This window comes from Streptomyces hamibioticus (genome assembly GCF_047946815.1).
In the GTDB taxonomy this organism is placed as follows: Bacteria; Actinomycetota; Actinomycetes; order Streptomycetales; family Streptomycetaceae; genus Streptomyces.
In genome coordinates, this window is record NZ_JBKKQY010000001.1 from 231,646 (window position 1) to 257,776 (window position 26,131).

Annotated in this window: 24 protein-coding genes and 3 pseudogenes; 17 read left to right on the plus strand and 10 right to left on the minus strand. The window is 70.9% G+C overall.

Features of this window, described 5'->3' with window-relative positions; all coding sequences use genetic code 11:
- Positions 1-12: 12 nt before the first annotated feature.
- From ACLGIH_RS00980 to ACLGIH_RS00995, 4 genes and pseudogenes are all read right to left on the minus strand, one after another.
- The gene (locus tag ACLGIH_RS00980; RefSeq protein WP_416523276.1) at positions 13-1,470 is read right to left on the minus strand and encodes an NCS2 family permease; all 1,458 of its coding nucleotides are present in this window, start codon (positions 1,468-1,470) and stop codon (positions 13-15) included.
- Positions 1,471-1,675: 205 nt separating this feature from the next.
- Positions 1,676-1,969, minus strand: a pseudogene (locus ACLGIH_RS00985) (molybdopterin cofactor-binding domain-containing protein); the annotation flags it as partial.
- Between the two features lie 120 nt (positions 1,970-2,089).
- Positions 2,090-2,287, minus strand: a pseudogene (locus ACLGIH_RS00990) (2Fe-2S iron-sulfur cluster-binding protein); the annotation flags it as partial.
- Between the two features lie 8 nt (positions 2,288-2,295).
- On the minus strand, positions 2,296-3,189 hold the full coding sequence (locus tag ACLGIH_RS00995; RefSeq protein ID WP_416523277.1) for an FAD binding domain-containing protein: 894 nt from the start codon (positions 3,187-3,189) through the stop codon (positions 2,296-2,298).
- A 1,191-nt stretch (positions 3,190-4,380) separates the two neighbouring features.
- Between ACLGIH_RS00995 and ACLGIH_RS01000 the strand changes: the two genes are divergently transcribed.
- From ACLGIH_RS01000 to ACLGIH_RS01010, 3 genes are all read left to right on the plus strand, one after another.
- A complete protein-coding gene (locus tag ACLGIH_RS01000) occupies positions 4,381-7,524 on the plus strand; it encodes a glycosyl hydrolase 115 family protein (RefSeq protein WP_416523278.1) in 3,144 nt (1,047 codons plus the stop codon).
- 79 nt (positions 7,525-7,603) lie between these two features.
- The gene (locus ACLGIH_RS01005) at positions 7,604-8,683 is read left to right on the plus strand and encodes an endo-1,4-beta-xylanase (RefSeq protein ID WP_416523279.1); all 1,080 of its coding nucleotides are present in this window, start codon (positions 7,604-7,606) and stop codon (positions 8,681-8,683) included.
- 122 nt (positions 8,684-8,805) lie between these two features.
- Positions 8,806-9,141 (plus strand): hypothetical protein, encoded by a 336-nt coding sequence (locus tag ACLGIH_RS01010; RefSeq protein WP_416523280.1) that lies wholly within the window; start codon positions 8,806-8,808, stop codon positions 9,139-9,141.
- A gap of 36 nt (positions 9,142-9,177) precedes the next feature.
- Here ACLGIH_RS01010 and ACLGIH_RS01015 read toward each other — a convergent pair.
- Positions 9,178-9,492: pseudogene (locus ACLGIH_RS01015) on the minus strand (zinc-binding dehydrogenase); the annotation flags it as partial.
- A gap of 667 nt (positions 9,493-10,159) precedes the next feature.
- On the minus strand, positions 10,160-10,903 hold the full coding sequence (locus ACLGIH_RS01020) for a 2-oxoglutarate/malate transporter (RefSeq protein ID WP_416523281.1): 744 nt from the start codon (positions 10,901-10,903) through the stop codon (positions 10,160-10,162).
- Positions 10,904-10,948: 45 nt separating this feature from the next.
- On the opposite strand from ACLGIH_RS01020, the gene ACLGIH_RS01025 reads away from it, so the two are divergent.
- Positions 10,949-11,575 (plus strand): TetR/AcrR family transcriptional regulator, encoded by a 627-nt coding sequence (locus ACLGIH_RS01025; protein ID WP_416523282.1) that lies wholly within the window; start codon positions 10,949-10,951, stop codon positions 11,573-11,575.
- A gap of 13 nt (positions 11,576-11,588) precedes the next feature.
- On the plus strand, positions 11,589-11,777 hold the full coding sequence (locus tag ACLGIH_RS01030) for a hypothetical protein (protein WP_416523283.1): 189 nt from the start codon (positions 11,589-11,591) through the stop codon (positions 11,775-11,777).
- A gap of 521 nt (positions 11,778-12,298) precedes the next feature.
- Here ACLGIH_RS01030 and ACLGIH_RS01035 read toward each other — a convergent pair.
- Both ACLGIH_RS01035 and ACLGIH_RS01040 read right to left on the minus strand, forming a co-directional pair.
- A complete protein-coding gene (locus ACLGIH_RS01035; RefSeq protein WP_416523284.1) occupies positions 12,299-12,544 on the minus strand; it encodes an STAS domain-containing protein in 246 nt (81 codons plus the stop codon).
- Positions 12,545-12,716: 172 nt separating this feature from the next.
- Positions 12,717-13,691, minus strand: coding sequence for an alkylmercury lyase family protein (locus tag ACLGIH_RS01040; protein WP_416529256.1), 975 nt, complete (start codon positions 13,689-13,691; stop codon positions 12,717-12,719).
- 81 nt (positions 13,692-13,772) lie between these two features.
- On the opposite strand from ACLGIH_RS01040, the gene ACLGIH_RS01045 reads away from it, so the two are divergent.
- The 11 genes from ACLGIH_RS01045 (at position 13,773) to ACLGIH_RS01095 (ending at position 22,868) form a co-directional block, all read left to right on the plus strand.
- Positions 13,773-14,192, plus strand: coding sequence for a heavy metal-responsive transcriptional regulator (locus tag ACLGIH_RS01045; protein WP_416523285.1), 420 nt, complete (start codon positions 13,773-13,775; stop codon positions 14,190-14,192).
- 509 nt (positions 14,193-14,701) lie between these two features.
- The gene (locus tag ACLGIH_RS01050; RefSeq protein WP_416523286.1) at positions 14,702-14,869 is read left to right on the plus strand and encodes a hypothetical protein; all 168 of its coding nucleotides are present in this window, start codon (positions 14,702-14,704) and stop codon (positions 14,867-14,869) included.
- 792 nt (positions 14,870-15,661) lie between these two features.
- Positions 15,662-15,892 carry a rhamnogalacturonan lyase family protein gene (locus ACLGIH_RS01055; RefSeq protein WP_416523287.1) on the plus strand — a complete coding sequence of 77 codons (231 nt, stop codon included), beginning with the start codon at positions 15,662-15,664 and terminating at the stop codon, positions 15,890-15,892.
- Between the two features lie 290 nt (positions 15,893-16,182).
- Positions 16,183-16,449: a hypothetical protein gene (locus tag ACLGIH_RS01060; RefSeq protein WP_416523288.1), complete on the plus strand. Its 267-nt coding sequence runs from the start codon at positions 16,183-16,185 to the stop codon at positions 16,447-16,449.
- A gap of 120 nt (positions 16,450-16,569) precedes the next feature.
- The gene (locus ACLGIH_RS01065; protein ID WP_416523289.1) at positions 16,570-16,728 is read left to right on the plus strand and encodes a hypothetical protein; all 159 of its coding nucleotides are present in this window, start codon (positions 16,570-16,572) and stop codon (positions 16,726-16,728) included.
- A 35-nt stretch (positions 16,729-16,763) separates the two neighbouring features.
- Complete coding sequence (locus ACLGIH_RS01070) at positions 16,764-17,006, plus strand: SGNH/GDSL hydrolase family protein (protein ID WP_416523290.1); 243 nt, start codon at positions 16,764-16,766, stop codon at positions 17,004-17,006.
- Between the two features lie 383 nt (positions 17,007-17,389).
- The gene (locus ACLGIH_RS01075) at positions 17,390-20,206 is read left to right on the plus strand and encodes an ATP-binding protein (protein ID WP_416523291.1); all 2,817 of its coding nucleotides are present in this window, start codon (positions 17,390-17,392) and stop codon (positions 20,204-20,206) included.
- 84 nt (positions 20,207-20,290) lie between these two features.
- On the plus strand, positions 20,291-20,782 hold the full coding sequence (locus ACLGIH_RS01080) for an OsmC family protein (protein ID WP_416523292.1): 492 nt from the start codon (positions 20,291-20,293) through the stop codon (positions 20,780-20,782).
- Positions 20,783-20,800: 18 nt separating this feature from the next.
- Positions 20,801-21,424 carry a GNAT family N-acetyltransferase gene (locus tag ACLGIH_RS01085; RefSeq protein WP_416523293.1) on the plus strand — a complete coding sequence of 208 codons (624 nt, stop codon included), beginning with the start codon at positions 20,801-20,803 and terminating at the stop codon, positions 21,422-21,424.
- Between the two features lie 682 nt (positions 21,425-22,106).
- A complete protein-coding gene (locus tag ACLGIH_RS01090; RefSeq protein WP_416523294.1) occupies positions 22,107-22,583 on the plus strand; it encodes a hypothetical protein in 477 nt (158 codons plus the stop codon).
- 60 nt (positions 22,584-22,643) lie between these two features.
- Positions 22,644-22,868 (plus strand): hypothetical protein, encoded by a 225-nt coding sequence (locus ACLGIH_RS01095; RefSeq protein ID WP_416523295.1) that lies wholly within the window; start codon positions 22,644-22,646, stop codon positions 22,866-22,868.
- A gap of 1,518 nt (positions 22,869-24,386) precedes the next feature.
- On the opposite strand, the gene ACLGIH_RS01100 is transcribed toward ACLGIH_RS01095, so the two are convergent.
- Together ACLGIH_RS01100 and ACLGIH_RS01105 are read right to left on the minus strand one after the other, a co-directional pair.
- On the minus strand, positions 24,387-24,782 hold the full coding sequence (locus ACLGIH_RS01100; protein WP_416523296.1) for an SRPBCC family protein: 396 nt from the start codon (positions 24,780-24,782) through the stop codon (positions 24,387-24,389).
- A 5-nt stretch (positions 24,783-24,787) separates the two neighbouring features.
- Positions 24,788-25,390 (minus strand): CGNR zinc finger domain-containing protein, encoded by a 603-nt coding sequence (locus ACLGIH_RS01105; RefSeq protein ID WP_416523297.1) that lies wholly within the window; start codon positions 25,388-25,390, stop codon positions 24,788-24,790.
- Between the two features lie 21 nt (positions 25,391-25,411).
- On the opposite strand from ACLGIH_RS01105, the gene ACLGIH_RS01110 reads away from it, so the two are divergent.
- Positions 25,412-25,864, plus strand: coding sequence for a VOC family protein (locus tag ACLGIH_RS01110; protein ID WP_416523298.1), 453 nt, complete (start codon positions 25,412-25,414; stop codon positions 25,862-25,864).
- Positions 25,865-26,131: the final 267 nt, after the last annotated feature.

The window sequence follows — 26,131 nt, forward strand, 5'->3', positions numbered from 1 at the left end:
TCCGGGGAGCGGCTAGTGCACGCCCAGCCAGCTCTCGATCGGGTGGAGGGCGAAGAAGACGATGAAGATCACCGTCAGGGCCCACATGAACGCGCCGATCTCCCGTGCCTTGCCCTGGGCGACCTTGATGGCGACGTAGGAGATGACGCCGGCGGCGACACCGGTGGTGATGGTGTACGTGAACGGCATCAGGACGACGGTCAGGAAGACCGGGATCGCGGTGCCCCGGTCGGCCCAGTCCACGTGCCGGGCGTTCATCATCATCATCGCTCCGATGACCACCAGCGCGGCCGAGGCGACCTCCTGCGGCACGAGCGCGGTGATCGGCGTGAAGAACAGGCAGGCCGCGAAGAACAGGCCGGTGACGACGGAGGCCAGTCCGGTGCGGGCGCCTTCTCCGACGCCGGTCGCGGACTCGACGAAGACGGTCTGGCCGGAGCCGCCCGCCACACCGCCGACTGCCCCGCCCGCGCCGTCGATGAACAGTGCCTTGGACAGGCCCGGCATACGGCCCTTGTCGTCGGCGAGCTTGGCCTCGGTGCCGACGCCGATGATGGTGGCCATCGCGTCGAAGAAGCCGGCCAGCACGAGCGTGAAGACGATCATGCCGACGGCCATCGCGCCGACCCTGTCCCAGCCGCCGAACTCCAGCTCGCCGAAGAGCGAGAAGTCGGGCATGGAGACGGCACTGCCGTGCAGTTCGGGGGCTCCGTTGGCCCACTGCTTGGGGTCGATGACCCCGGCGGCGTTCAGGACGGCCGCGACGATCGTCCCGGTGACGATGCCGATCAGGATCGCGCCCGGGGTGTGGCGCGCCTGGAGCATGAAGATCAGCAGCAGGGTGCCCGCGAAGAGCAGGACGGGCCAGCCGGCGAGTTCACCGGTGGGACCGAGGGAGAGCGGGGTGGCCTTGCCCTGGTGGACGAAGCCGCCCTTGACCAGTCCGATGATGGCGATGAACAGGCCGATGCCCATGGTGATGCCGTGCTTGAGGGCGAGCGGGATCGAGTTCATGATCATCTCGCGCAGCCCGGTGACCACGAGCAGCATGATGACCACGCCGTACATCACACACATGCCCATGGCCTGCGGCCAGGTCATCTGGGGAACGACCTGTCCGGCGATCACCCCGGACACCGAGAGCCCGGCGGCCAGGGCGAGCGGCACCTTGCCGACGAAACCCATCAGGAGCGTGGTGGCCGCGGCGGCGAGCGCCGTCGCGGTGATCACGGCCTTCTGGCTGAGGGTGTTGCCCGCGACGTCCTCGCCGCCGAGCAGGATGGGGTTGAGCAGGACGATGTAGGCCATCGCCATGAAGGTGGTGATGCCGCCGCGCACCTCACGCGCCACCGTCGATCCTCGGTGGGTTATGTCGAAGTACCGGTCGAGCCATGACCGGCCGGAGGGGACGCGGGAACCTGCTCCCGCGTCCTCGGCGGTGGTCTTGGGCTCCACGGACTGCTGGGTCATGGGGCCGTCTCCCAAGGTTCATAGGGGCACCCGCGCGGGCCGCTGGGGCGGCTGCGGGATTTGGGATGTGCACGACCCGGGGGACGGCCCGAGACGAACGCATGAGTGGGTGGTGCTTCGGGGTCCGCGAGCGGGGCGGTACCCGGGGAGTGCTCCGGGCGGCGCGGAGTGTGTGACGTTCCGTTGCGCCGCCCGGAGGGTCAGCTCACGCCGTGCCGGTGAGGTGCTCCGGGCGGACCGGCGTGCGGTCGAGCTCCAGCCCGGTCGCGTCCCGGATGGCCGCGAGGACCGCCGGTGTCGACGACAGGGTGGGAGCCTCGCCGACGCCGCGCAGCCCGTACGGCGCGTGGTCGTCGGCGAGTTCGAGCACGTCGACCGGGATGGTCGGCGTGTCGAGAATCGTGGGGATCAGGTAGTCCGTGAAGGAGGGGTTCCTGACCTTGGCCGTCCTGGGGTCGACGACGATCTCCTCCATCACCGCCACGCCCAGGCCCTGGGTGGCGGAGCGTGGACTCCCCGACGCCGCCCCTGGTCCGCGACCCCGGGGTGATCTTGGTGGGTACGCCAGCAGAGGCACCGCCCTGGACGAACGTGGCGGAGCGCTCGGGGGACGGCATCGTCACACCCCCTCGGCCTGACGGGCGGCCGCGAGGCGGACCGCGTCCATGACCTTCTCGTAGCCCGTGCAGCGGCACAGGTCGCCCGAGAGCGCCTCGCGGGTGCCCGCGTCGGCCGGGTCGGGGTTGCGCTCCAGCATCTCGTCGGCGGCGACCAGCAGACCCGGCGTGCGAAAGCCGCACTGCACGACGGCTAAGTCGCCGCGCATCACGCAGCCCCCTCGGCAGCGGGCCGAGCGCCGCGGTACGCCTGCCAGACCCAGGACAGCGTGCGCCGGGCCATGACACCGACCGCGTTGCGGCGATGGCCCGCGGTGCCGCGGACGTCGTCGATCGGGTTGCAGGAGGCCGAGCACAGGCCAGCGAACCGCTTCGCAATCGACGGCTTGACGCTCTTTCCGTTGTCACAGAAGCCGCCCTCGTCGAGCGCGGCGTCCAGGAACTCTTCGGCGGCCTTGGCGCGGACCGGGGTGGGTGCCGCCGAGCCGATGCCGGTCCGCACGGTGCGGGGCGTGGGGTCCAGGGCCAGGCCGAAGGGGCAGACCGCCATCACCATGGCGTTGCGGGGGCCGACCTTGGAGAACTGCTGCGGGCCGCCCCCCTTCTCGATGTGCACGGCGCGGATCAGCTCGTCGGGCGCGAGGGCGTTGCGCTTGACGCCGGTGTGGAAGTCGCCGATCGGGATCGTCCGGGTGCTCCGGGCCGCCGGCTCCGCCTCGCCCTCCGCGCCGGTGGCGAGGAGGGCGGGGTAGGCGTCGCCGCCGGGAGAAGCCGTGCCGAGGTTGCCGCCGACGCCGCCGCGGTTACGGATGTGCGGGGAAGCGACCGTGTGCGAGGCGAGCGCGAGGCCCGGCAGCTCGGCACGGAGATTTTCCGTGATCCGGGTGTATGGGGCGGAGGTCTCCAGCCTCCCGCTGTCCTCGAGGACCTCCCACTCGCCGAGGTCACGGATGCGGTGGAGATCCATCAGGTACTCGGGCCGGTCATGGTCGAAGTTGTTCTCGACCATGACGTCGGTGCCCCCCGCGGTCGGCACCACGCCGGGGCGCTCCGCCTTGACGGCGAGCGCTTCCTTCCAGCTGGTGGGGCGAAGGAAGTCCATGACCGGCTCTCTCCTTCGTCTCGTGGTCGTGCAGATCGAGTCACTCCGTCTGCGGTGGGAGTGGCTCGTTCATGCGGTGTTCACCCGGAGCGGATTCAGTACATCGCCGACTGCTCCATGCGGGTCAGTCACGGAAACCATGAAGGAGTTGGGTGGCCAGAAGAGCCATCTTGTAGATTTGTATGAAGTGAGGTGCTCGGTCACCCCCACCGGTCGTTCACACCCTCGTAGACCGGTTGTGCCCAGCCGCTGCCGAGCGCGGAGATCCTCGGAACCTCGGTGACGGGCCCCGCCTCCCGGTCCAGTGGTGCCCGAAACGAGCATGTGCCACTGGCCAGCCGTCCGCTTCTGTCGGCTCTGGCCTTCGCCGACGGCGAGCCGGTCGCCGAAGACTCGGCATGCTGCCCGTGACTTCCTGAAAGAGGTACAGGACGTTCCTGCTCCCCGTCTTGGCCGGCGTCGTGCTGTCAACACTGCTGTCCCGCCTGACGGTTGCCCGGCCCTACACGGACCGGCTCATCCCCCGCGAAGGCCACGCGGCCGCCCTGACCGAAGCCGCCTACACCCCCGCTGGTCCCCGCCCGACCTGGAATAACCAACCTATGCCGTTCTGAACAAAGGAACGGAACACGGCATGGCACACCAGGGGTGGGGACCACAGGGGCCGAACGGGCCGCAAGGACCGTACGGTCCGCAGGGGCCATACGGTCCGCAGGGGCAGCGCTGATCGTCTCCTTCTGGGTGCGATGCGGCTCACGTACCGGGCGGCGGCCATCCTTGTGTTCGACCTGTCGTTTGGCTTCAGGTGCTCCGCCACCAGCCGGACTGACGTGGTACACCATGCGTTTCGGTTGCTTCGCTGCCATCGCGGAACCTTTCGTGATGGATGGGTGGGTCTTATCTGGTCCTGGAAGGGGTTACGACCGGGGGCAGGGAGCGGGCGTTGCAGCGACGCGCGTGCGGCAAGCGATTGCTCATGTGATCACCGGCGGTGCGGCGGTCCGCGGGGGCCCTGCCCGTCCGACGCCTGCGGCCGTCACGGCCGACGCGCTGCCACGTCCTCCCATACTCGAAACTTTTCGTTGCCGACGACCCATTGTTCCCGTGCAACAGCCCGCCCAACATTTGTCAGGCCGCTAAGCAAATTGGGGCCGAGAGCCGTGAGCGGACAGCCGAGGGAGTGGTGTCGCGATGGGGCGAGACGTCAGCCGGAGAAGGGTTCTGGGTACCAGTGCCGGTCTGGGGGCGGGACTGGCCGCGCTTCCCGCGGTGTCCGGGACCGCGCAGGCGGCGGGCCGGGACGGCGCGGGAGGGGCAGGGGCGGCCACCCGCACCGACGCCGGCGCGTACATCACGTTCCGCCCGGAGCGCGGGGCCTTCCCCCTGGTGCGGGCCCGGCGCGCCGCCCCGGTCCTGGTCGACGCGGACGACCACCCCGGTGTGGTGCGGGCGGCGGGCGACCTGCGGGCGGACATCGAACGGGTCAGCGGCGTGCTCCCGGCCGACCGGCGGGGCTCGGCCCGCGAGGTGGTCCTCGTCGGCACCGTGGGCCGCAGCGCTCTGGTCGACGGCCTGATCGCGTCCGGCAAGCTGGACGTCACCGCGATCCGCGGCAAGTGGGAGACCTCCCTGCAGGCCGTGGTCGAGCAACCGATGCCGGGCGTGGCCCGCGCCCTGGTGATCGCCGGCAGCGACCAGCGCGGCACCGTCTTCGGCGCGTACGACGTCAGTTACGGCATCGGCGTCTCGCCCTGGTACTGGTGGGACGACGTACGGCCGGTGCGCCGCCCCGAGATCTACGTCAAGGCGGGTTCCTGGACCCAGGGCACCCCGGCGGTGAAGTACCGCGGCGTGTTCATCAACGACGAGAACCCCAACCTCGGCACCTGGGCGCCCCAGTTCTTCGGCGAGGGCAAGGCGCCGGGCTACCCGGGCGGCTTCAACGCCGACTTCTACGCCAAGGTCTTCGAGGTCCTTCTGCGTCTCAAGGGCAACTACCTCTGGCCGGCCGTGTGGGGCCGGGCGTTCGCGGAGGACGACCCGGACAACCACGCCCGCGCCGCCGAGTACGGCGTGGTCATGGGCACCTCGCACGAGGCGCCGATGATGCGCGGCATCGAGGAGTGGAACCGCCACGCCGTCCCCGCCGTCCGGGACGCGAACGGCACCGTCGTCACCGCGGGCCGCGACCCGTACGGCGGCACCGGCGAGTGGTCCTTCCGCCGCAACCGCGCCGCCATCGAGGCGTACTGGCGCGAGGGCGTCGCGCGGATGCACCGGGAGGGCTTCGAGGGCGTGGTCACCCTCGGCATGCGCGGCAACGGCGACACCAGCCTGCCGGACGGCGACGCCGTCGAGCTGATGGAGGAGATCATCGCCACCCAGCGGCGGATCATCGCCGAGGTGACCGGCTCGGCGACCTCGGTGCCGCAGGTGTGGACCCTCTACAAGGAGGTCCAGCGCTACTGGAAACGCGGCCTGCGCGCGCCCGACGACGTGACCGTGGTGCTCTGCGACGACAACTGGGGCAACATCCGCATGCACCCGGACCCGGCTGAGCCGCCGCGTTCCGGCGGGTACGGCCTGTACTACCACTTCGACTACGTGGGGGCCGGCCGCAACTACAAGTGGGTGGACACCACGTCGCTGCCGAGCATGTGGGACCAGCTCCACCAGGCCTACAGCTACGGCAACCGCGGCCTGTGGGTCACCAACGTCGGCGACCTCAAGGGCAACGAGCTGCCGACCCAGTACTTCCTGGACTACGCCTGGAACCCCGGGCGGTGGGAGCTGGAGAACATACCGGAGTGGGAACGGCGGTACGCCGCACTGCACTTCGGGGAGCAGCAGGCGGAGGCGATCGCCGGGATCCTCTCCCGCTACGCGCACCTCCAGCAGCTGCGCAAGCCCGAGCTGCTCAACCGCCGCATCACCCTGGACCCCACCAAGGACCTGGCCACCGACGACGACGCGGTGGTCTACGACGACCAGGAAACGCCCTTCCACTGGGGCGAGTTGGAGCGCGCCACGCAGGCCTGGCGGGAGCTGGACAAGGACGCCGCGCGCATCGGCCGCAGGCTGCCCGCCTCCGCCCAGGACGCCTGGTTCGAACTGGTCGGCTACAACGTGGCGGCCACGGCCAATGTGTACTACCTGCGCGAGGCCGAGTTCACCAACATCCTCTACGCCCGCCAAGGCCGCGCCGCCACCAACGACCTGGCGGCCAAGGCGGAGGCCGGCCTGCGGGAGGACTTCCGCCTCCAGGACGTCTTCAACAAGGAGATCGCCGGCGGCAAGTGGAAGGACTTCCAGCTCCAGCCGCACATCGGCTACGGCGACGTGGAGCGCTACGGCCCCAACGCCGGCTGGCAGCAGCCCGAGCTGAACGACGTGGCCATCCCCGACGAGGTCTTCCCGGCGGTCCGGCGCATCGCACTGCCGGACACGGCGGAGATGGGCGTGGCGGTCTCCGGGTCGCAGGACTGGTGGCCGCAGGCCGAAGGCCAGCCGGTGCTCCCCGGGTTCAGCCCGTACCGGACCGGTGACGACCCCTGTGTCGACGTCTTCAACCGCGGCTCGCGGCCGTTCGCCTTCCGGGTGAGCTCGTCGGCGCCGTGGCTGCGGGTGGACCGCGGCCGCGGCACGGTCGGGCAGCAGGTCCGGCTCAAGGTGAGCGTGGACTGGCACCGGGCGCCGGCCGGCCGCAGCGAGGCCGAGCTGACCGTGGAGGGCGCGGGCCGCACGGTGACCGTGAAGGCGGTCGCCGACCGGATCTCACCGCGTGGCCTCAAGGGCTTCGTCGAGGCCGGAGGGTACGTCGCGATCGACGCCGAACACTACAGCCGGGCGGTCGGCACCCGTGACGTGGACTGGCTGCGGATCGACAAGGCCGGCCGGACCGCGGCCGGGATGACGCCCACCCCGGTCACCGCCCCGGCACAGACCCCGGGCGGCAATGCGCCGCGCCTGGAATACGAGGTCACCCTGCTGACCCCGGGCGAGGTCACCGTCTGGGCGTACGTCTCGCCGCGCAACCCGGCGCTGGCCCGGCCGGGCCTGCGGTACGCGGTGTCCTTCGACGACGACGCCCCGCGGACCGTCGACTTCATCGCCGCCACCGGTCCGGACGACGGCGGTCTGAACAGGCGCTGGGCACGCCACACCTCCGACAACGTCAACCGGACGTCGACGACGCACACCGTCTCCCGGGCCGGGGTGCACCGCCTGAGGTTCTGGATGGTGGACCCGACGGTCGTCCTGCAGCGGCTGATCGTCGACACCGGCGGCCTCCCTCAGACCTACCTGGGCCCGGTGGAGAGCCACCGTATCCACTGACCCGGCCTTCCTGCCGCCGGCCCGTCCGGGCCGGCGCCGTCCGCCTCACCGGCATTCCCGCACCAACGAGAGGACCGTCATGAAGCACTTCCGCACGGCCGCCGCCGTCCTGGCGAGCGGTGCCCTGCTGCTCACGGCCGTACAGTCCGCCCAGGCCGCGCCGGACGGCGCCTACCACCACCCCAAGGGCGCTCCCCTGAAGGCCCTCGCCGAGCGGTCCGACCTGCTCTTCGGCACGGCCGTCGACACCACGGCGCTGGTGGAGGACCGTACGTACCGCAAGATCACCGCCCGCGAGTTCAACTCGGTCACCGCGGAGAACGTGATGAAGTGGGAGACCCTTCAGCCGCAGCCGGGCGTCTACGACTTCACCGAGGGCGACGCGCTGGTCGCGTTCGCCCAGCGCAACGACCAGCAGGTGCGCGGGCACACGCTGCTCTGGCACAACCAACTGCCGGCCTGGCTGACCAGCGGTGTCACCGGCGGCTCGATCACCGCCGACGAGCTCCGCGAGATCCTCCGCGAGCACATCACCACGGTGGTCCAGCACTACGAGGGCGAGATCTACCAGTGGGACGTCGTCAACGAGGTCTTCGAGGAGGACGGCAGCTACCGCAACTCGCTCTGGTACCAGCACCTGGGCCCGTCCTACATCGCCGACGCCTTCCGCTGGGCGCACCAGGCCGACCCGGACGTGAAGCTGTACTTCAACGACTACAACGTCGAGGGCGTCAACGCGAAGTCCACCGCCTACTACAACCTGGCCCGTGAACTGCGCGCCGAAGGAGTGCCGGTGCACGGCTTCGGCATCCAGGGCCACCTGGGCACCCAGTACGGCTTCCCGGGTGACATCCCGGCCAACCTGAAGCGGTTCGCCGACCTGGGCATGGAGACCTCCTTCACCGAGGTCGACGTCCGCTCGGTCATGCCGGCCGACGCCACCAAGCTGGCCACCCAGGCCGACTACTTCCGCCGCATGCTGGACGCCTGCCTGGGCTCGCCGCAGTGCACCTCCTTCACCATCTGGGGCTTCGCCGACCAGTACTCCTGGGTGCCCTACACCTTCGAGGGTCAGGGTTCGGCCAACATCTACGACGAGTCGTACCGTCCCAAGCCGTCCTACTTCGCGATCCGCAAGGAGCTGGCCGAGGGCCGCTGATCCGTGCGGCCGTCCCCCGGCCCGCGCCGCCCGCCCGTCCCGGACCGGTCCGATGACTCCTGCATGGGTCCGGCCCGGGTCCAAGCGCCGGACATAGAGGACACAGAGCTGGAGTTGCGGCATTGGAAGGTGATCAGGAGATAACCGAGGCGGGCAGTCTGCCCCGTCACCGCGGCCTGCACCCGCGCGGGCTCCACCCGTGCAGCCGCTACGAGGCGGGCACCGCGTCCATCGTCCACCTGGTCCGGGTGGGCCGGGCCCTTGGTCTCGCCCGCGCCACCTTCCCGCACGCCTTGGGTATCGTCTCCCGGCCGCTCGCCGGCACCCCGCTTACCTGGCGGCTCGTCCTCGGCTGGCACGCGGCCGCCCAGCCCGTGGCCACCGTGAACCTGGTCCTCGAGCAAGCCGTGGCGGCCCACCGGGACGCCCTGAAGGGGGCGGTGGGGACAGCGACGTAGAGGCAGTCACGCGGTTGTGCTGAGGACCGCCGCCCATCATGAGATCCGGCGTCCGCGCAGCGCCTCGGCCGCCTCGTCGAAGCGGTCCCAGGGCCCTTGCCAGCCGACCTCGACGGTGAGTGCCCCCTCGGCCGCCAGTACGGCGAGAACGGCGAGGTCCGCGCTGGCTGGGCCCTCGATGAGGAAGGAGGTCAGCGACTCGGCCGGGCCGATCGTCGCGTAGGGAGTAAAGGCCTCCGGCTCCCCTGGGGCCCAGCCGACGCTCTGCGCCGTGCTGCCACCGGGAACGAGCAGGCCCCACGCCTCGGCCAGTTGCGGGCCGCCGAAGCTGTCGATGACCACGTCGAACCGGTCGCTGGAGACGTTCGAGCCCGATCAGCACCTCGTCGGCGCCGGCTTCGGCCAGCCCCTCCCCGCGGGCGGTCGAGCCCACGGACGCGATCACGTGAGCACCGGCCCGCGCCGCCAAGTGGACCGCGAACCGGCCGACCCCACTCGAGGCCCCAGCGATCAACGCCCTCTTGTCCGGGCCGAGTCCGGCTGCCCGCAGCGAGCGCAGCGCCGCCGGCCCGGCAACCGGCAGGGCAACCGCCGTGGGGGCTTCCCAAACGAGAGGACGTCCAGGACCGCTGGTGCCCAGCCGACCACCGCGTTCAGGACGACGACCCAGAACTGTGCCCAGGCGCCGCGGAGGTCCGAGGGTTGCCGGGTCCGCTGCAGCCGGGCGGTGACGATGGCCCGTCCGACCACCGCACAGAGAACGCCGGTCAGGAGCCGGTTGCCGAACTCGTTGACGCCGTGCAAACCCATCGCGGCCGTGGGCGTCAGTGTTCCGTTCGTGCAGGCCGGCCAGTCGGGACAGCCAATCCGGATCCGGCGATGCGGACGATGCCGCCGATGACGGTGATCGCGACGCTCGCCACGACCGAGGCCAGCGACGCCCGCCGGACGCCGGGCGGCTCGAGCGAGTGACGGGCGGCCGCCCAGGACAGTGGTGTCCGCATGCGCCTGCTGTCCGTCACCGGGCGTCTCCGAGTGCCTGCCGGGCGGCCTCGGGGAATCGCGCACCACGGTCCCGTCCCAAGCGGATCAGGACGATGCCGTAGGTGACGACCCAGACCACCCACAGGAGCCAGCCGGCGAGGCCGAGGAAGCCCCAAGGGCCGGTGTGGTCGATCACCAGAGGGGTGAGGGTGGCCGAGGTGAACAGCAGGGCGGCCGAGGCCAGCCCCAGGAGGTGGTGCCAGGGCCGGATGATCCCCGCGTGCCGGCCGCCGGTGGACAGACCGACGAGTGCTAGGGCCAGGAAGGTGCCGTTGAGGGTGAACAGCGCATCGTGCAGAGCCCACAGTCCGACGGACGCACCGGTGCCGTCCGCGGCCGTCGACGCCAGGGCGAGACGAATTGCGATCACTCCGGCGAACGCGGCGTTCTGCAGGATGATGCCGGCGAATCCGAGCAGCGCCCATGCCTCTGTGCCCGCCCGCTCGGAGCGCCACACCTCGCGGACCGCGCCCGCGCCGAACAGCGTGGCCAGTGCCCAGGCGGCGGGCGTGAGCAGGGAGCCGATACCGACCAGATCGCCCTGCGTGCTGAAGAACGCGTCGACGGCATCGCGGTCGGCTCCGGCGCGCGGCAGACCGGCAGGGACCACGATCACGTTGCCCATGACGATCAGGAAAGCGAAGCCCAGGGCCGCGATCCCGCTGATGCGGGGGAAGCCTGTGGCGGAGGTGCCCGGCTGAGATGGTTGACGTAACATGTATTCACTATAGGTCCCGTAAACCCAATGGGAAGGCCTGATGTGGTGAACGATGAGCCGGTCCGGCGCCGCTACGACTCGCTGCGCCGGACAGCGCAGGCCCAGCAGACCCGTGCGGACATCGCCCGTGCCGCACGGCGGCTGTTCATCTCCCGCGGGTGGGCGGCGACCACCGTCCGGGACGTGGCGCGTGAGGCTGGAGTCTCGGTACCGACCGTCTACGCGACCTACGGGAACAAGACCGGACTGACCCGGGCACTGGCCGACGCGGCCGACCTGTCGGCCGACGTGGCGCAACTGGTCGCGGAACTGGAGGACCCGACTGCCGACCCCGCTTCCCAGCTGGCGGCGATGGCCGCCTTCGACCGGCGGCTGTTCCAGCGCGCGGGCGACATCATCACCCTCGTGCGCGAGGCAGGACGCAGCGAACCGGAGCTCGCGGCCTTCTACCGGGACGGCCGCAGGCGCGCTGACGCCGTCCGGGTCCAGGTGTTCGCCACCTGGCCGGCCGATGCCTTCCAGCACGGGCTGGACGTCCGGCTCGCTGCCGACATCTACGGAGCCCTGTGCAACATCGACGTCTTCACCGAACTCACGGCCGAATGCGGCTGGTCACCCGACCGCGTTGAGCGGTGGTGGGGACAGGCGCTGGTCCGCGAACTCTTGGCCTGACCCACGACGAACTGTGCTGACCCTGGGGTGTCTGCTGCACGATGCCGGCCTCACCTCCGAAGGCAACGGCGATCAGCGCTTCGACCTCGACGAAGCCCATCTGGCCGCCCGCTTCCTCCAGCAGGGCCTGGCGTCCGAGAGCAGTGACGTCGTGTGGAATGCCGTCGCCCTGCACCTGCTGATCGCCCCGGTGGCTGGGTGACCGGGGGCAGATGCCGGGCTGCCGGAGCGCCGAGTGGAGGCAGGCTCGGGGTGCCGGAGGCCCGGATGGACGGCGGCGCGGAGGGGGCCGGAGGCCGGTATAGCCGGGCCGGACGGGCCCCGGGGCCAGCGCCGCGCGGACCGTGGGGGCGGGCGGCCCGGCACCCTCGGCGGAGTCCGTGCCGGGCGGAGCCGGCTACAGCAGGATCCGCCGTGGGACCGCCTCGTAGTCGTCGGCGGTGGGCGGGCCGTCCGTCAGCAGAGCCTGCATCAGCAGCCCGTCCATGGCACCCGCCAGCAGCCGGAGCCGTACGGGGTCGCCGGTGTAGCGGGCGCCGAACTCGCCGACGGCGCCCAGCCAGTCCTGGGTGAGGCCGCGCAGCTACGGGCGGCGGGCGGCCAGCAGATAGAGCTCGAACTCGGCGAGCAGGTGGTCGGGGCGGGTGGCCACCGCGCACATCAGCTCGGCCAGCTCGCGCAGCCCGGCCGGCGAGGCGTCTGTGCCGACGAAAGCGATCCCGCCTAGCGGGCGACAGCGCGAGCATCCAGCAGCACGTGCAGGCCGGCACAGTCGCAGAAGGTCACATCACTCAGGTCGGTCACGATGCAGTGCGGGGAGTCGGCCCAGGTGGCGCTGAGGGCGTCTGCCAGTTGACGGGCGCAGGGGAGGTCGACGTCACCGACGACACTCACATTGCACCGGCCCTCATGTGTGGTCGGGTCCGCAGCGAGCACGGCGATCACCCCTTCCGGCCTGTGGACGTTCACTGCGGTCCCAGAGCTTCCTCCACCGTGAAACCCCCGGCGGTCGGTGCCAAAGTGCGCGAACCTGGACCGGACACTGCACTACCCCGACCAGGACTCGGAAGTCTGCGCCCGGGAGGACCTGGCCCACCAGGCCGGTGCGACCCACCTGCGGCGCCGATCGGATCGATCGGCGTCAAGAGGCGAGGAGCGGACCGAAGGTCTCCCGTGCGATCTCCTCGGCCTGCGCCTGGGTGACCACGCGACCAGGGATACCTGGGTGGTCGTTGATCCAGGTCTGGGCAGAGGCGGTAGAGGTGAAGAAGTTCAGCGCGTCGCAGCACGCCGAGGCCGCGGGCCCGCCGCCGGGTCGCTGCCCGACGAACACCACCGCGTCCTCCGGCTCCCAGGTAGCCGCTCCCTCCCGGATGGTGACGGTGACCGGGGCGCCGCTCACCGGGTCCATGGAGGAGATCACCACATCCGTGTCCAGCATGGCGGGGATGCCGAGCGCGTCGATGGCGCACATCGACCACACCTCCACGCCGCCGTCGATGCGTACACGGTGGCGAGTCGGTACAGCGGAGAACGGGTACGCCGCGCGGATCTGCCCGGCCTCGTCCAGGGTCAGGAAGTCCTCGTCGGCCAGCTCGGCCAGCACCTCTCGGGCCGTCCGGCCCACCTGCGCCGCTACCGGCTCCAGTACCTCCGGACCGGGGGCCGTCCCGGTGCCGGCGAAGTGCCGCAGCACCGCTTGGTGCACCGCCCGCAGGCCCCGCTCATCGGGCGCGCGGCGTCCCCGCCCGGCCCGCCCGACGACATCGAGAGCATCCAGCTCGCAGCAGTCCCCTGGTGCGGCAGCCCCCACCCGCCCCGTACCGGTGAGAGCCTCGCGCAGTGCAGCCACGCTGGGGACACCGGCAACCGTGCCGTCGGCGTCCCGGTACAAGCGGCAGGACACACTCGGCACCGCTCCGGCCGGCGCGAAAGGGTCCACGCCGTCCAGCAGGATGGTCGGCGAGCCGGTCATCCCGCGCGCGGCGGCCTGCTCCTGGCCGTCGACCTCGACCAGCTTTACCTCCGCCGCCCGGCCCGCCAGCGCGGCGTTGACCCGCTCCAGGGCCGGCGCGGCGTTCGGACACTGCGGAACCGTCAGCACCGTGATCCGCATCCTGCTCACCCTTCCTCTCATCGTCTGGCCTCGACGCTAGACCTTCCATCGCACTGGAAGGTCAAGTCGTAGCCTGGAGGCATGCGCATCGGCGACCTCGCGGCGGCCAGCGGGCTGACCCCCAAGACCATCCGCTTCTACGAGCAGACCGGCCTGCTGCCCGCCCCGCCTCGCACCCCCGGCGGCTACCGCGACTACCCCGAGCAGACCAAGGCCCGGCTCGGCTTCATCCGCGATGCCCAGGGCGCCGGCCTCAGCCTCGCCGAAATCCGCTCCGTACTCGCCCTCCGCGACGCCGGTCAGATTCCCTGTGCACACGTCACCGCGCTCATCGACCGGCACCTCGCCGACATCGAACGCCGCCTGGCCGAACTCACCGCCACCCGGGAAGCACTGCGCGGCCTCGCCCGACGCGCCGCCGCCACGGACCCGGCTGCCTGCACCGCGGACGCCATCTGCACCATCCTCACCCCGGCGGACGACCCGCACCATGCTCGTTGAAAGATCCCCACTTCGCTGAACACCGAAGCCAGTGAGGCGAGGAGCGTCCCTGCCCTTTGGCGAGAACCCGACTGCGCTGCGACAGCTGACAGCGGGATTCGCGATGATGCCGGCCAGTGCGACCCGGTCCGGCACCGGGAGCCGCCGGGGTGGCGATGCCGTCGCGCGGGTCGTGCAGGCAGCAGCGGGGCTATCGGGTCCACAGTTCGTCGGGGACAAGGCTCGTGGGCACGACGCTGAAGACTGCCAGAGAACCCGGTTGAGCCCTCTGGGCTGGCTGACGTACTCCGCGGATGACCAGCACCGGGGCCGAAGCCGCTGAGCAAGGATGGGACGGGCCTGGTATCGCGTCCGACAGATCCGTTCCAGGCGTCGTTCCTGCCCAGCGCAGGCGAGTCTCTGGACGCCGTCTGCACCATCGACGTCGAGGTCCGGCTGGCGACGGACGGGTCACGCTGGAGCGCGACCGCGTTCACCCTTGCCGAGGTCGAACGGAGGTCGAACGCCTTATGGAGAAGGGCTTGCGAACCGGCGAGGATCTGGACGGCCGCTGCTTCTGGAGCTCCGACGGCCTCATCGTTCGAGAGCCCGGCATCGACGACATCACGCAGGTGCTGACCGGCCTGCTCGATTGCGGCGACTTCGCCCAGGTCTTTCACCGGCTCGACGACGAATGACCGTCCGCCCCCCCGCCCATTCTGAAACGATCAGTTAGTCCGGACGAACGGCCTGGGGTGGTCGTCCCAGTCCGCGAGCAAGTTTGATGTCGCGTTCGAGGGCATGGACGGGGCGGTGGACGCCATGGCGGGACCGAAAAGAGGGGGAGCCTGGCCGATGAGGGTGCGCTTGCGGTCACCGGCGTCGCGGCAAGGCGGGGTTACAGCCACCCTCGGCCAGGCTGACCATTGGCCGACAGCCCACTGGAGGGCAACGCGTCGTGAGGCGAGTCCATCGGGCCCGACGACTGAGCCGATGCGCCGGCTGAGATCCGCAACGTCCTGGTCGGCCACGACAGACCGACTCGCAACCATGCACAGAAGCCCGGCCCACGACCAGGCGAATACCCCGGGCAGCCGAACATCACCATGCGGCGCTCCCGGTATTGATGAACCACTGGCGCATGCACAGGAAGGGGGTGAACCTCATGTACAACGACGGATACGGTCTCATCCAGTGGCTGATCGACCTCATCGGCCTCAGCTGACGCACATCCGACGAAGCCGGGCCGGTGCAGGGAATTGAACGCCCGGGGCCCGGACGACAACGAGGTCGCAGCATCATTGGGATGGTGCGACCTCCGAGTCGGACCGTGAATCCACTGCCGATCGGACACGGCCGTCCAAGACGGCACGCGGCAAACCGGTCGCCCCGTCGCTGCGGGCTACAGCGGCTACCGCCTGCCGTTCGGTCCGGACCGGATCTGGCGACTGGATCAAGCCGCGGGCCGCCTCCCGACCGCCACCGGCGCCATGCACTGCACGTCGGCGACCTTCATCCCGGGCGCGGCGGCCTGCAGGTCTTCACCGTCCACGAGAACTGGCCGCCAGCGGCAGCCGGGGGCCGGCAGGCGCGACGCGCGCACCGGGGCCGTCCTGTGGTCCGTGCCGGCCGACCGGGGCACCGGCCGAGCCGTCACCGGTGACATCGACGCCGCGCACCCCGGCGCCGAGTCCTGGGCCATCACCGCGGACGGCGTGTGAAACTCCCGTGTCGGTGAGCTGAGGGCCGCCGACTCGGCCTGCTCGGCACCCGCATCCCGGCCGCGGACTTCCTCGCCTGGTGGGACGGGGATCTGCTCCGCGAGATCGTCGACCACGCCTTCGACGAGCGGACCGGCCGCGGGATCGGGGGAAACGGCCTCGGCCACGGCACGGGCACGGCTCCCGTCGCCTGCCACTTCGACGTCGAGCCCGGCACCTACGACGTCTCCGTCCCCCTCGGCGGGGGGCCGGCCGACAGCACCGCGGTCCTGGCCGAAGCCCGGCGCACCATGCCGGCCGAGACCGTCACCGCACCGGGACAGCGTCTCCGCCGCGGCTTCGCGGTCAGCGTCCGCACTCCCGGAAGGAGAGCCCACCGGACCCGCCGGCGCCCCGGCCTCGATCCCGCCTTCGCCGGAGCCGCGCCCTCCGTGACCGAGGTCGAGGTCACGCCGGGGCCGCGCGCTCGCAAGGTCCTGCTCATCGGCGACTCCACGGTGTGCGACCAGCCGGGCAGCCGTACTCCGGCCGGGGCCAGCAGCTGCCGCAGTACCTGAAACGCGGCGCGGCCGTCACCCACCACGGCGACTCCGGCGAAAGCACCGTTACCCATCTCCAGTCTCCAGAACCCCGCGCCCTTCCCGACCGACCAGCCACTCATCCACCGGGGCGACCTGGTGCTGCTCGTCCAGCTCGCCCACAACGACAAGCAGACCGACCGGGCCACCTACCGCGCCCTCTCACCGCCCTCGTCGAAGGAGTACGCGCACGCGGACGCCACCCCCTCCTCGTCACGCCCATCGTCCGCCGCTGGTTCGGCGCCGACGGCACCCTGAACCACGACACCGCTCTGCTGCTCTACGGTCTCGGCGTGGACCATCCGGCGGAGATCCGGGACCTGGCGGCCGAGCTGGGCACACCCCTGGTCGGTCTCACCGCGCTCACCACGGCACGGGTGGAGGAGCTTGACCCCGAGCCGTCCAAGGCCGTCCACCTGACCGCGGGGAAGCGCGACGACACCCACACCTCGGTGCGTGACGTGACCGAGTACGCGGGTTTCATCGTCCGCGCACTGCGCGCCCAGCGACTGCTGTCGAAGCGGGTCGTGCGCTGAGCAGCGGAAGCACGCAGAAGCGCCGCAGCACCCCGTCCTACCCGCCCGGGGCGGTCCCTCCGCCCCGACAAGCCGGTACTCGGGTCGACGCCATGGCCGCAGGAGCGGCTTCCGAGCCCGTGCTGCCCGTGGTGAGGCCGGCCCACGCCCGGTCATGGCGGCGATCCGGCTGCGCCTTGCGGAGGCGCTGGACCTCCAGGCGGAATGCGGACATCCGTTCTACATTGGATTGACCGCGACCGTTCGCCGTCACCAGCGCTCCGGGGCCTGGAGCTGGTGATCAGGCAGTGAGACAGCTCAATGGAGGGATTACGTCCAGTAGTCGCCTTGTTCGGGAGAGGCGTGCCGCTGACACGCCCGACAGCCCTGCCGAGGCGGGCCTCGTGGGACGCCAGCCTGAACGGGCCGCTCTCCTTGAAGCCGTGGCCCGCTTGAGGGCTGGGGAGGGCGGGCTGCTTCTCGTCGCAGGTGACGCCGGGGTCGGCAAGACGGCGTTGGTCGAGTCCGTCCTCCAGGCGGCGGACGTGGCGGTGCTGCGAAGCGGCGGGCGCGTAGGCGCAGTCTCGTACGGCCCGCTGCAGGCCGCGCTCCATGACCACCATCTGCGCCGCTCGGGCGGAGTGGAGGACGGCCGGCCGTCGGAGGTCGCCGGTTCGAAGGATGTCCCGTCGGCGATCAGGACAGCGTTCGAGCGCCTCGCCCGTCGGCGCCCCACCGTCCTGTTCCTCGATGACTTGCAGTGGGCCGACGCGGGGACGCTGACGGTGCTGGCCGAGTGGGCGGTACCGCCGCCCGGAGTCCCTTTGCTGGTCATCGGGGTGTACCGCAGTGACGAACTCCGGCGGCAGCATCCGGTACGAACCTTGCGATCCAGGCTGCGGCGCGCGCCGGGCGGCAGGCAGCGACATGTGCAGCTGGCGCCACTGAGCCCGGAGGACAGTGCCTTGTTGGTACGGCGCATACTGGGCGACGCGGTCTCGCCGGAGGTGTTGAACACCATTCTGCGCCGTTCCCACGGTGTGCCCTTCTACGTCGAGGAGCTTGCGGCGGCGATCGCCGAGTCTCGTACCGAGGTGGGAGAGGCGAGCTCCCCGGTCCGGTTGGTGCCCGAGTCCGTGCGGGACGCGGCTCTCCAGCGTGTCGCGAGACTCTCGGAGCCGGCCCGGGCCCTCGCGGAGCTCGCCGCCGCCGGGGCGTCGGTTCACCTGGATGTGCTTACTGAGCTGGGGACGGAGGAGGCGGTCGAGGAACTGCTCGAGTCCGGCGTGCTGGTGGAGTCTCGGGATCCGGTCAGCGGGGTGGCGGAGGCCGCGTTTCGGCAGGCCCTGGTGGGCGAGGCGCTGTACGCGACCATCCCCTGGGCACGGCGTCGACGCCTCCACGCCGCATTGGCGCAGGCGCTGGAGGGGCGTGGGCAGGCTCCCGCGATCGTGGCTGCGCACTGGGAGGAGGCGCACGAGCCGGCGCGTGTAAGGCCGCTGCTGCTGGCCGCCGCCGAAGCGGCGTGTCAGGTGCACGCCTTCCATGACGCGAAGAACGCGATCGACCGCGCGCTCGCGCTGTGGCCTGCCGGCGAGGACGACGCGGCCCGCGTGCAGGCGGTGAACCGGCTCGGTGAGTGCGCTGAGCGGTGTGGTGAGCTCGCAGAGGCGGCCCGCGCCTGGGAGGAAGTCGCGGCCGCCCACCGCGCTGCGGGGGACCACCAGGCGCTCGCGCGTGTCGAGCAGTCCCTGGCCGGTGTCTACGAGCTGGCCGACGATTGGCCGCGTGCGCTGGAGGCACGGTACCTGGCCGTCGAGGAGTTCGCCCGGGCCGGGGCGAGCACCGAGGCCGCGACCGAACGGCTGGCCGCGGCCGCGCACCTCCAGTACGCGGGGGACCTCACCGCCGCGCTGCGGCTCGTGCGCGAGGCGTGGGCGGACATCGATGCCACGGCGCACGACGTGACCGGGCTGCGGGCGCGCGCGATGGGCCTGGAGGGGTTGATCCGGACCAAACTCGGCGACGCGGCCGCCGGCACCGGGCTGACCCGCCAAGCACTGGACCTCGCCCTGAGCTCCCAGCTCGACGCTCTCACCGCCGAGGTCTACTACCTGCACGCCGACGCGCTCGAACAGCGCACCGACTACCCGGCGGCGCTGGACGCGTGGGCCGAGGCGCTGACCTTCTGCCGCGGTCGCGGCCTGGACGCCGACGCACATGTCTGCCTCGCCTGCCTGGCCCCGGCGCTCCGCCACACCGGTCGGTGGGACCGGGCACTCGACGTGGGCCGGGAAGTCCTCGCCACCGACGACGCGCCGGAAGTGGCGCACATGGTGGCTGCCGGGGAGATCGGTCTCATCCTCGCCAACCGGGGTGCGACGGCGCAGGCGCGCCGCCACCTCGTCCGGGCCGCTGCGTTCTCACGGGCCCACGAGCTGTTCGGGCTCGAGATCGACACGTCCTGGGGCCTGGCACGGGCCGACGATCTGGACGGTCGGGACGACAGCGCCGTGACCCGGCTGCGAGAACTGAATCTCCGCTGCCGCACCCGCGAAGAGCTCCACTACTCCGTGGCCGCGCTGCGCTGGTCATCGTCATACTTCGGCCGCCGGGGGTTCCGCGGCGACCTGGGGGCGTGCACGGACGATCTGGCCCGGATCGCGGCCGCCACGGGCACCGCGGAGGCGACCGGCGCGCTCGCCCACTCCCTGGGCGAGAGCGCCCTACTGGAGGGTGACACCGGCCGCGCCGCCGACCAGTTCGAGCGGGCCCTGGCACTCCTGGGGGCCCTCGTCCTCCCACCGGAAACCGCGGAAACCCAGGTCCGCGCCGGTGTGGCCCTGGCCGCCGCCGGGGAACGCGGCAGGGCGGTCGAGCGGCTCGTCGCCGCGTACCACACGGCCCGGACTCTCGGCTCCCGCCCCTTGGCCACCACCGCCCTGCGGGAGCTCGAAGCCCTGGGCGGCGACGTACGCGTCCGACTCGGCCGCCGGGCCGGACGGCACAGTGACGGCGCAGGCCTGACGCCCCGCGAACGCGAGGTCCTGCGGCTGGTCACGGCCGGGCTCACCAACTCCGAGATCGCCGCCGAGCTGTTCCTCAGCCCCCGCACCGTGGACATGCATGTGCGCAACCTGCTCGCCAAGCTCGGCTGTCACACCCGGACCGAGGCGGCACGCCGGGCCGGGGAACTGGCCCTCCTCGAAACGGTGTCCTGAATACGGCAATCCTGCCGTTCTTGGCACCTTCCACGCCTCCCTACATTCGGTACGCAACGACCTGAACCGGGAGGTGTGCCGGACATGGACACCAAGACCATCGAAGAGACGACCACCACGTGGACCAAGGAGCCGGACCGGGCTCGTAGCGCGCCGGCCGTGACCGCGCGCACCGAAGACGGCCGGGTCACGATGCAGGCCGGTGCCTTCACGATGCACGCCGACCTGCCCGCGCCGCTCGGCGGCACCAACCAGGCACCGAGCCCCACGGTGCTGCTGCTCGGCGCGCTGGCCGGCTGCGCCGCGGCCTTCGTACAGGACACCCTCGCACCGCAGCTCGGGGTGCGGGTCGGATCCGTGGAGGCATCCGCGCGCTGTGAGACGGACGCCCGCGGGCTGCTGGGCATGGACGGCGTGGAGCCGGACCTGCGCGCCGTGGCCCTGGACGTCACGGTGGACTGCCCGGACGGCGAAGACGCCGTCTCCGGGATCGCCCGGGTGTGGCAGGAGCGCTGCCCGATCTACCTCGCGCTTCAGAAGCCCACTGACGTCGCGGTCCGGTTCCGGGCGGCCTGAAAGGAGTGGAGTATCGCCATGTCACTGACAGAACCCGTCCGGACGGACATCCGTGTCCGCAAGGCCGCGGCGGCCGAATCCCGGCTCGTCGCCGAGACACTCGCGGCGGCGTTCTTCGACGACCCGGTGATCGGGTGGGCATGGGACAACCCCGCGAGGCGCCTTCGGATACTCCCGGACTTCTTCGAGCTCTGGGTCACAGGCTGCATGGAGTACGACGATGTCTATGCGACCGGCGACCTCACCGGAGCAGCCCTCTGGATGCCACCGCACGTGCAGCAAGCCTTCGACGACGAGGCCGATGCCTTCGCCGCCGCCGTCGAGCGGGTGACGCACGAGTTCGCCCCGGCCGTACTGCGCTTGCTCACGGCCCTGGACGACCACCATCCGCCCGAGCCGCACTACTACCTGCCGATCATGGGCACGCGCCCCGGTGAACAGGGGCGCGGCACGGGCTCCGCTCTCCTGCACACCGTGCTGGAGCAGTGCGACCGGAACCGGTTGCCCGCCTACCTCGAAGCCACGAGCCCACGCAACCAAGTCCTGTACGGGCGCCACGGATTCCGCGTCGCCGGCGAGATCCCGCTCCCCGATGGCCCCACCCTGCGCGCCATGTGGCGCGAGCCCCGACCGCAGCGTTGACCGACGGTACGGTCGCGGTGAGGCCGGTGGACCCCGATAACACAGCCCCGGGCCGCTGGCCTGGGGCTTCTGTGTGAAGCCGGGGGACGGAAACCGAACCCGTGCTCCGAGCTGGGGAAGCAAGCAGCACTTCAGGTGCGGTACGTCGGTTGAGCTGCGGAAATCCATTTGCGGCTCGGGGTGCCGCGCTGCCGGTCCGTACCTGTGCTGACCCCTCGTTGCCCTATGAATGGCAGGCAGTGACACGGTGGCGTGATGGCTGCCGCAGGCCGGGCGCCCAGGTGCGAGCACGGTGCGTTCGCTGGTTCGGAGTTCAGGCCGCGGATCGGACGCTGGCCGTCGCAGTCGCGATGGATCTTGATCGTGGTCTTCCGGGGCGCGGCCAGCGCGGCGATCTGCTGTTCGTCGGCGTCCCTGTGCCGCACACTGGAGTGAGTGCGCAACCCGGCGAGGTGATGCCGAAATGATCCGGGTCCTCTCCAAAAGCGCTGTTGTTCTCCTGGCAGGGGCCGTGGCGTTGGGGGGAGCCGCCGCTTGTGGCGGGTCCGGTGAGCAGGGGCCGACCGGACCAGGTCCGACCGTCACCAGTACCGAGACCATCACTGTCGAACCGACGCCCTCTCCCACTCCGACGAAGACGCCCACGAAGCCTGCGGAGTCCACGGCACCCAAGACATCCCCGATGCCCGAGCCGCCGCCCTCCCCCACACCCACCGCTGATGCCGCCACCACCGTCGAGAGGTATTTCGCGGCCATCAACGCAGGGGACTACCGTCGGGCGTGGGACCTGGGAGGCAAGAATCTTGACCGCTCCTACGCGTCCTTCGCGGCAGGATTTGCCGACACTGTCCATGACGCCGTCCAGATCACCGAGGTCCGCGGCAGCGTCGTGACCGTCACGCTCGACGCGCTGCAATCGGACGGGACCGTGCGCTCCTTCGCTGGCACGTACACGGTCAAGGGCGGGGTCATAGTCGATGCCGATATACGACGCGTGGACAGCCCGGCGCCGGAGCCCGGCCGACCCTATCCCCCAGGGCCGCCCGCAGGCGTTCCCGACATCGACTGCTCGGACCTATCCGGCCCCGTCGATGTCAGCGGCGGGGACCCTCACAACCTCGACGCCGACGATGACGGCATCGGCTGCGAGTCGAACTGAATCGTCAATGCGGCCGCATGCGACACAAGCCACCATTGGCGATCGATCGACGGCAAGACAGTGAAGACACAGGGGACCAGTACTGCTCTCCGTCCCGGGCCCTACGCCGACTGCACCCCCTCCATATCCCTCCCGGGTGGCACTCAGTTCACGTACGACTGCTATGTCTCGAACAGGCTCGGCAACACCTGGACCCACGGCACCGCCTACTACAGCTCCCGGTACCACAAGGGCTGGATCTACGACGGGAACCTTCCGGACGGCGGCAGCTTGAAGCTGTGTTGACTGTCCCGTTCTGGAACCGAGCGGCAGGAGGCCTCCACCGAGCCGTGACCGGACGCAGGGGCCAGCGCGCGTGCATGAACATCCGACTCCCCCGGGGGATACGCGTATGAGGCCCCGCACCGGCGCAGCAGCGCAGGGCGGGGCCTCACGGCATCCGGGTGGGCGCCTGCGGCAACAGGCGCGTCCGGCGCTCCGGCGGCGGCACCCTCGGCGAAGAACGGCACGCGGTCCCGGCAGACAACCTCGACACCAGGCCGTCCGGCGAGCCAGGCTGCCAGGCTGGGTCCTCCCGGTCCGGGAGGAGATCAGCCGGACCCCGATCCCGTCCTCTCCTGCCCGGCCTGCGGTGCCGAATCAGGCATCGTCGCGACAGCCATCGCGTACCGGACGCTGACCGAGGGGGCGCAGGCGAGAGCCTGCGAGTCGTGTGAACTGGTGACGATCGTCATCGAGCGCGACATGGTCTGGCTGACCTGCGAAGGGATGCACCCAGACTCAACAGCCGATTGCGCCGGCGGTTCGACAGAGTCGGCCCTGGCGATCCCGACGACGCACCGTGTGTCGGTTGCGGCAAGTACGCCACACGCCCCACTCCCCCGACTCCGCCTCTTTACCACGCCATCGCCTGCTCAGGCTGTGACGCACAGTTCTCCATAACGGAGAAGGACTTCGCCGTAGGCTTGGGCATGCATATCGCGTGCAACCGCTGCCGCGCCGTCACGGAGATCCCGGAGACGGTGTGGTGCCCGAGGTGTGGGAAGCACTTCCGTAACCGGGGCATCCAGGAACTCGTCCGCGAGGCGAATCCGCGCAGACACTGAGTCTTCCTGTACGGCGCCGTCGTCCTCGTCGCGGCCTGGAAGCACAGGCGCTCACGCCAATCCGTGCAGCCGGACCTACGCGGTGCGCCGGCGCAGGGTCGACTGGCCGGTCGCTCGTGTTGGCGAGCAACTGGCGGGCGGTCTCCGGATGCCGGTCTTCCCCGCGCTGGGGCCGGATGTCCCGGCCTCCAGGACGGCGGCAATCTCACGGAGCGACAGCGTGTCCTCGTCCGGGAGCCGGCGGGCGCGGGCCGGCCGGGGAGCGGTCTCGTAGGTCGTCATGGCCCGCCCGACGAGGCACCCGTGCGATAGGACGGCGCCACCCGTTCCGAGCGGTGTGGACGGGCCCGGCGTCACCGTGTCCGCGAGGCGCCAGGCGGGGGCGGGCCGGTGGGCTGGGCGGGGCTTCGGGCTGCGGGGCGCGGGCCCAGCCGTGGGCGTGCAGGGTCGCGGTCTCCCAGTCCTCGACGAGCTGGGGCAGGGCCTTCGGTCGCGGTCGGGGTCGCGGCGCCACTGGATGAACGCGCGGGCGGCGGGGCGGCGGGCATCGCAGGCTGGGCAGAGTTCCATCCGAGATCTCCGAGATCTCCGAGATCACCGAGGGATCGGCGGACTGTTGCCGATCTCGCGCCGGCAAAGGCCAGGGAGTCCGACGTCTCGGTGCGTGTCGGTCTCCGGTCAGGTGTCGCACCCGCTGTTACTGCCGGTCGAGGGCGGTAGCGACCTGGTCCATGACGTGCTGCCAGTGTGCCCGTTGCCGCTCGCGCTCTTCAGCGTTTGCCAGGTGCTCCTGGTGGAAGCGGAGCATCGTCCGGGCTCCGTCGGCTGCGGGGGTGAGGGCGACCTGGACCGTGGTGGTGCCGTGGGTGACGCGGATGCGGTCTGCCGGGCGGTAACCGCGCACTTCACCAGCCACTCCTTCGGTCGTCCGGTAGGGGCTGCCTCGTTCCGGGGTGAGGACCGCGCCGGGGCCGAGCCACAGGGTGATGCCTTCGGGACTGCTGATGAAGTCCCAGACGATGGCCGCGGGATGGGGCAGGGTACGGGACACGCCGATCTGCCAGCCGGCGTCCTTGGTGAGTCCTGTGGGCACGACGGTCATCCTTCCTCGGTGTGGCGGGCGCGCAGCGCCCTCACCTTGTGGCGGTTGCCGCAGTGCTCCATGGAGCACCAGCGGCGGCGGCCGGGGCGTGAGGTGTCGACGTAGACGAGGTGGCAGTCCTCGGCGGCGCAGGTGCGGATGCGGTGCGCGAAGGGGCCGGTCAGCAGCTCGACGGCATCCCGGGCGACGGTGGCCGCCAGGTGCGTTCCGGTGGGGGTTCCGGCCCACTGTCGCTTCCCGGTCGGCGTGATGGCGGGGGCCATGGCCGGACGGGCGGCTGCTTCATTGATGGCCTCCAGGTCGCGGGGCGGGTGAGGCTCGCGGCGCGTGTGGGCGATGATCACCCGGAACAGTGCGTCGCGCAGCGCTCGCATGTCGGCCACTTCCGCTTCGGAGATGTCCAGTGTGGGCGTCGGGGTCAACCGCGACCCGTCCGCCCAGACAGCCAGGTCGGCGGGCTCGTGCAGGATTTCGTACCGGCGGTAGGGACCGGGGCCGCCGGTGGTCAGCAGTTCCAGACACAGCGCGCCAGGGTCGAACCGGTAGGCGACGCCGGTACGAGAGTGCAGCGTCAGTCCCTTGGTTGCCGAGGAGTCCATGTAACCACTATAAACGGTTACATGGCATTGAGCTGGAAGCTGGTCATCGACAGCACGAACGCACCCGTCCTCGCGGACTTCTGGGCTGCGGCATTGGAGTACGAGGTGGAAGACCCCAGCGCTCTCATCGAGCAGCTGCTGGCCGCCGGACAGATCGGCGAGGAGGCTGTCACCGAGCATCGCGGTCGCAAGACCTTCCGCGGCTATGCCGCGATCCGCCACCCCGAGGACCCGTTCAACGAGACCAGCGGCGTCGGCCGCGGTCGACGACTGCTCTTCCAGGACGTGCCCGACGGCAAGAGGGGCAAGAACCGCCTGCACCTCGACATCCACAGCGAACCTGGCGGCCGTGACAAGCTGCTGGCCAGGCTGGAGGGCCTGGGGGCGACCCGCGTCCGAGAGGTGAACAAGGGGCCGGCCGGGCACTGGTGGATCATGCAGGACCCGGAGGGCAACGAGTTCTGCGTGGCGTGAGTCCGGCCCCGTTCCGCTGCGAAGCGTTGGTTCTCCGACACCGAGGACGGGTCTCATACGCTGCTCAGAACGCCGATCCGGCCGTACCGTGCGGCGTAGGCCGCAGGGCCTCCGACCCTGGCGCCGTGCGGGGGCCGGGCAACGCGAGCGCCCGGGTGAGAGCGAGCCGATTGCTCATATCGCGCTCGGACCGTCCGTAGAGGTTCACGTGGTCCGAAACAGTGGGGACAGATCCCGCCGGTCGGCGTCGTACCTGCCAGACGCAGA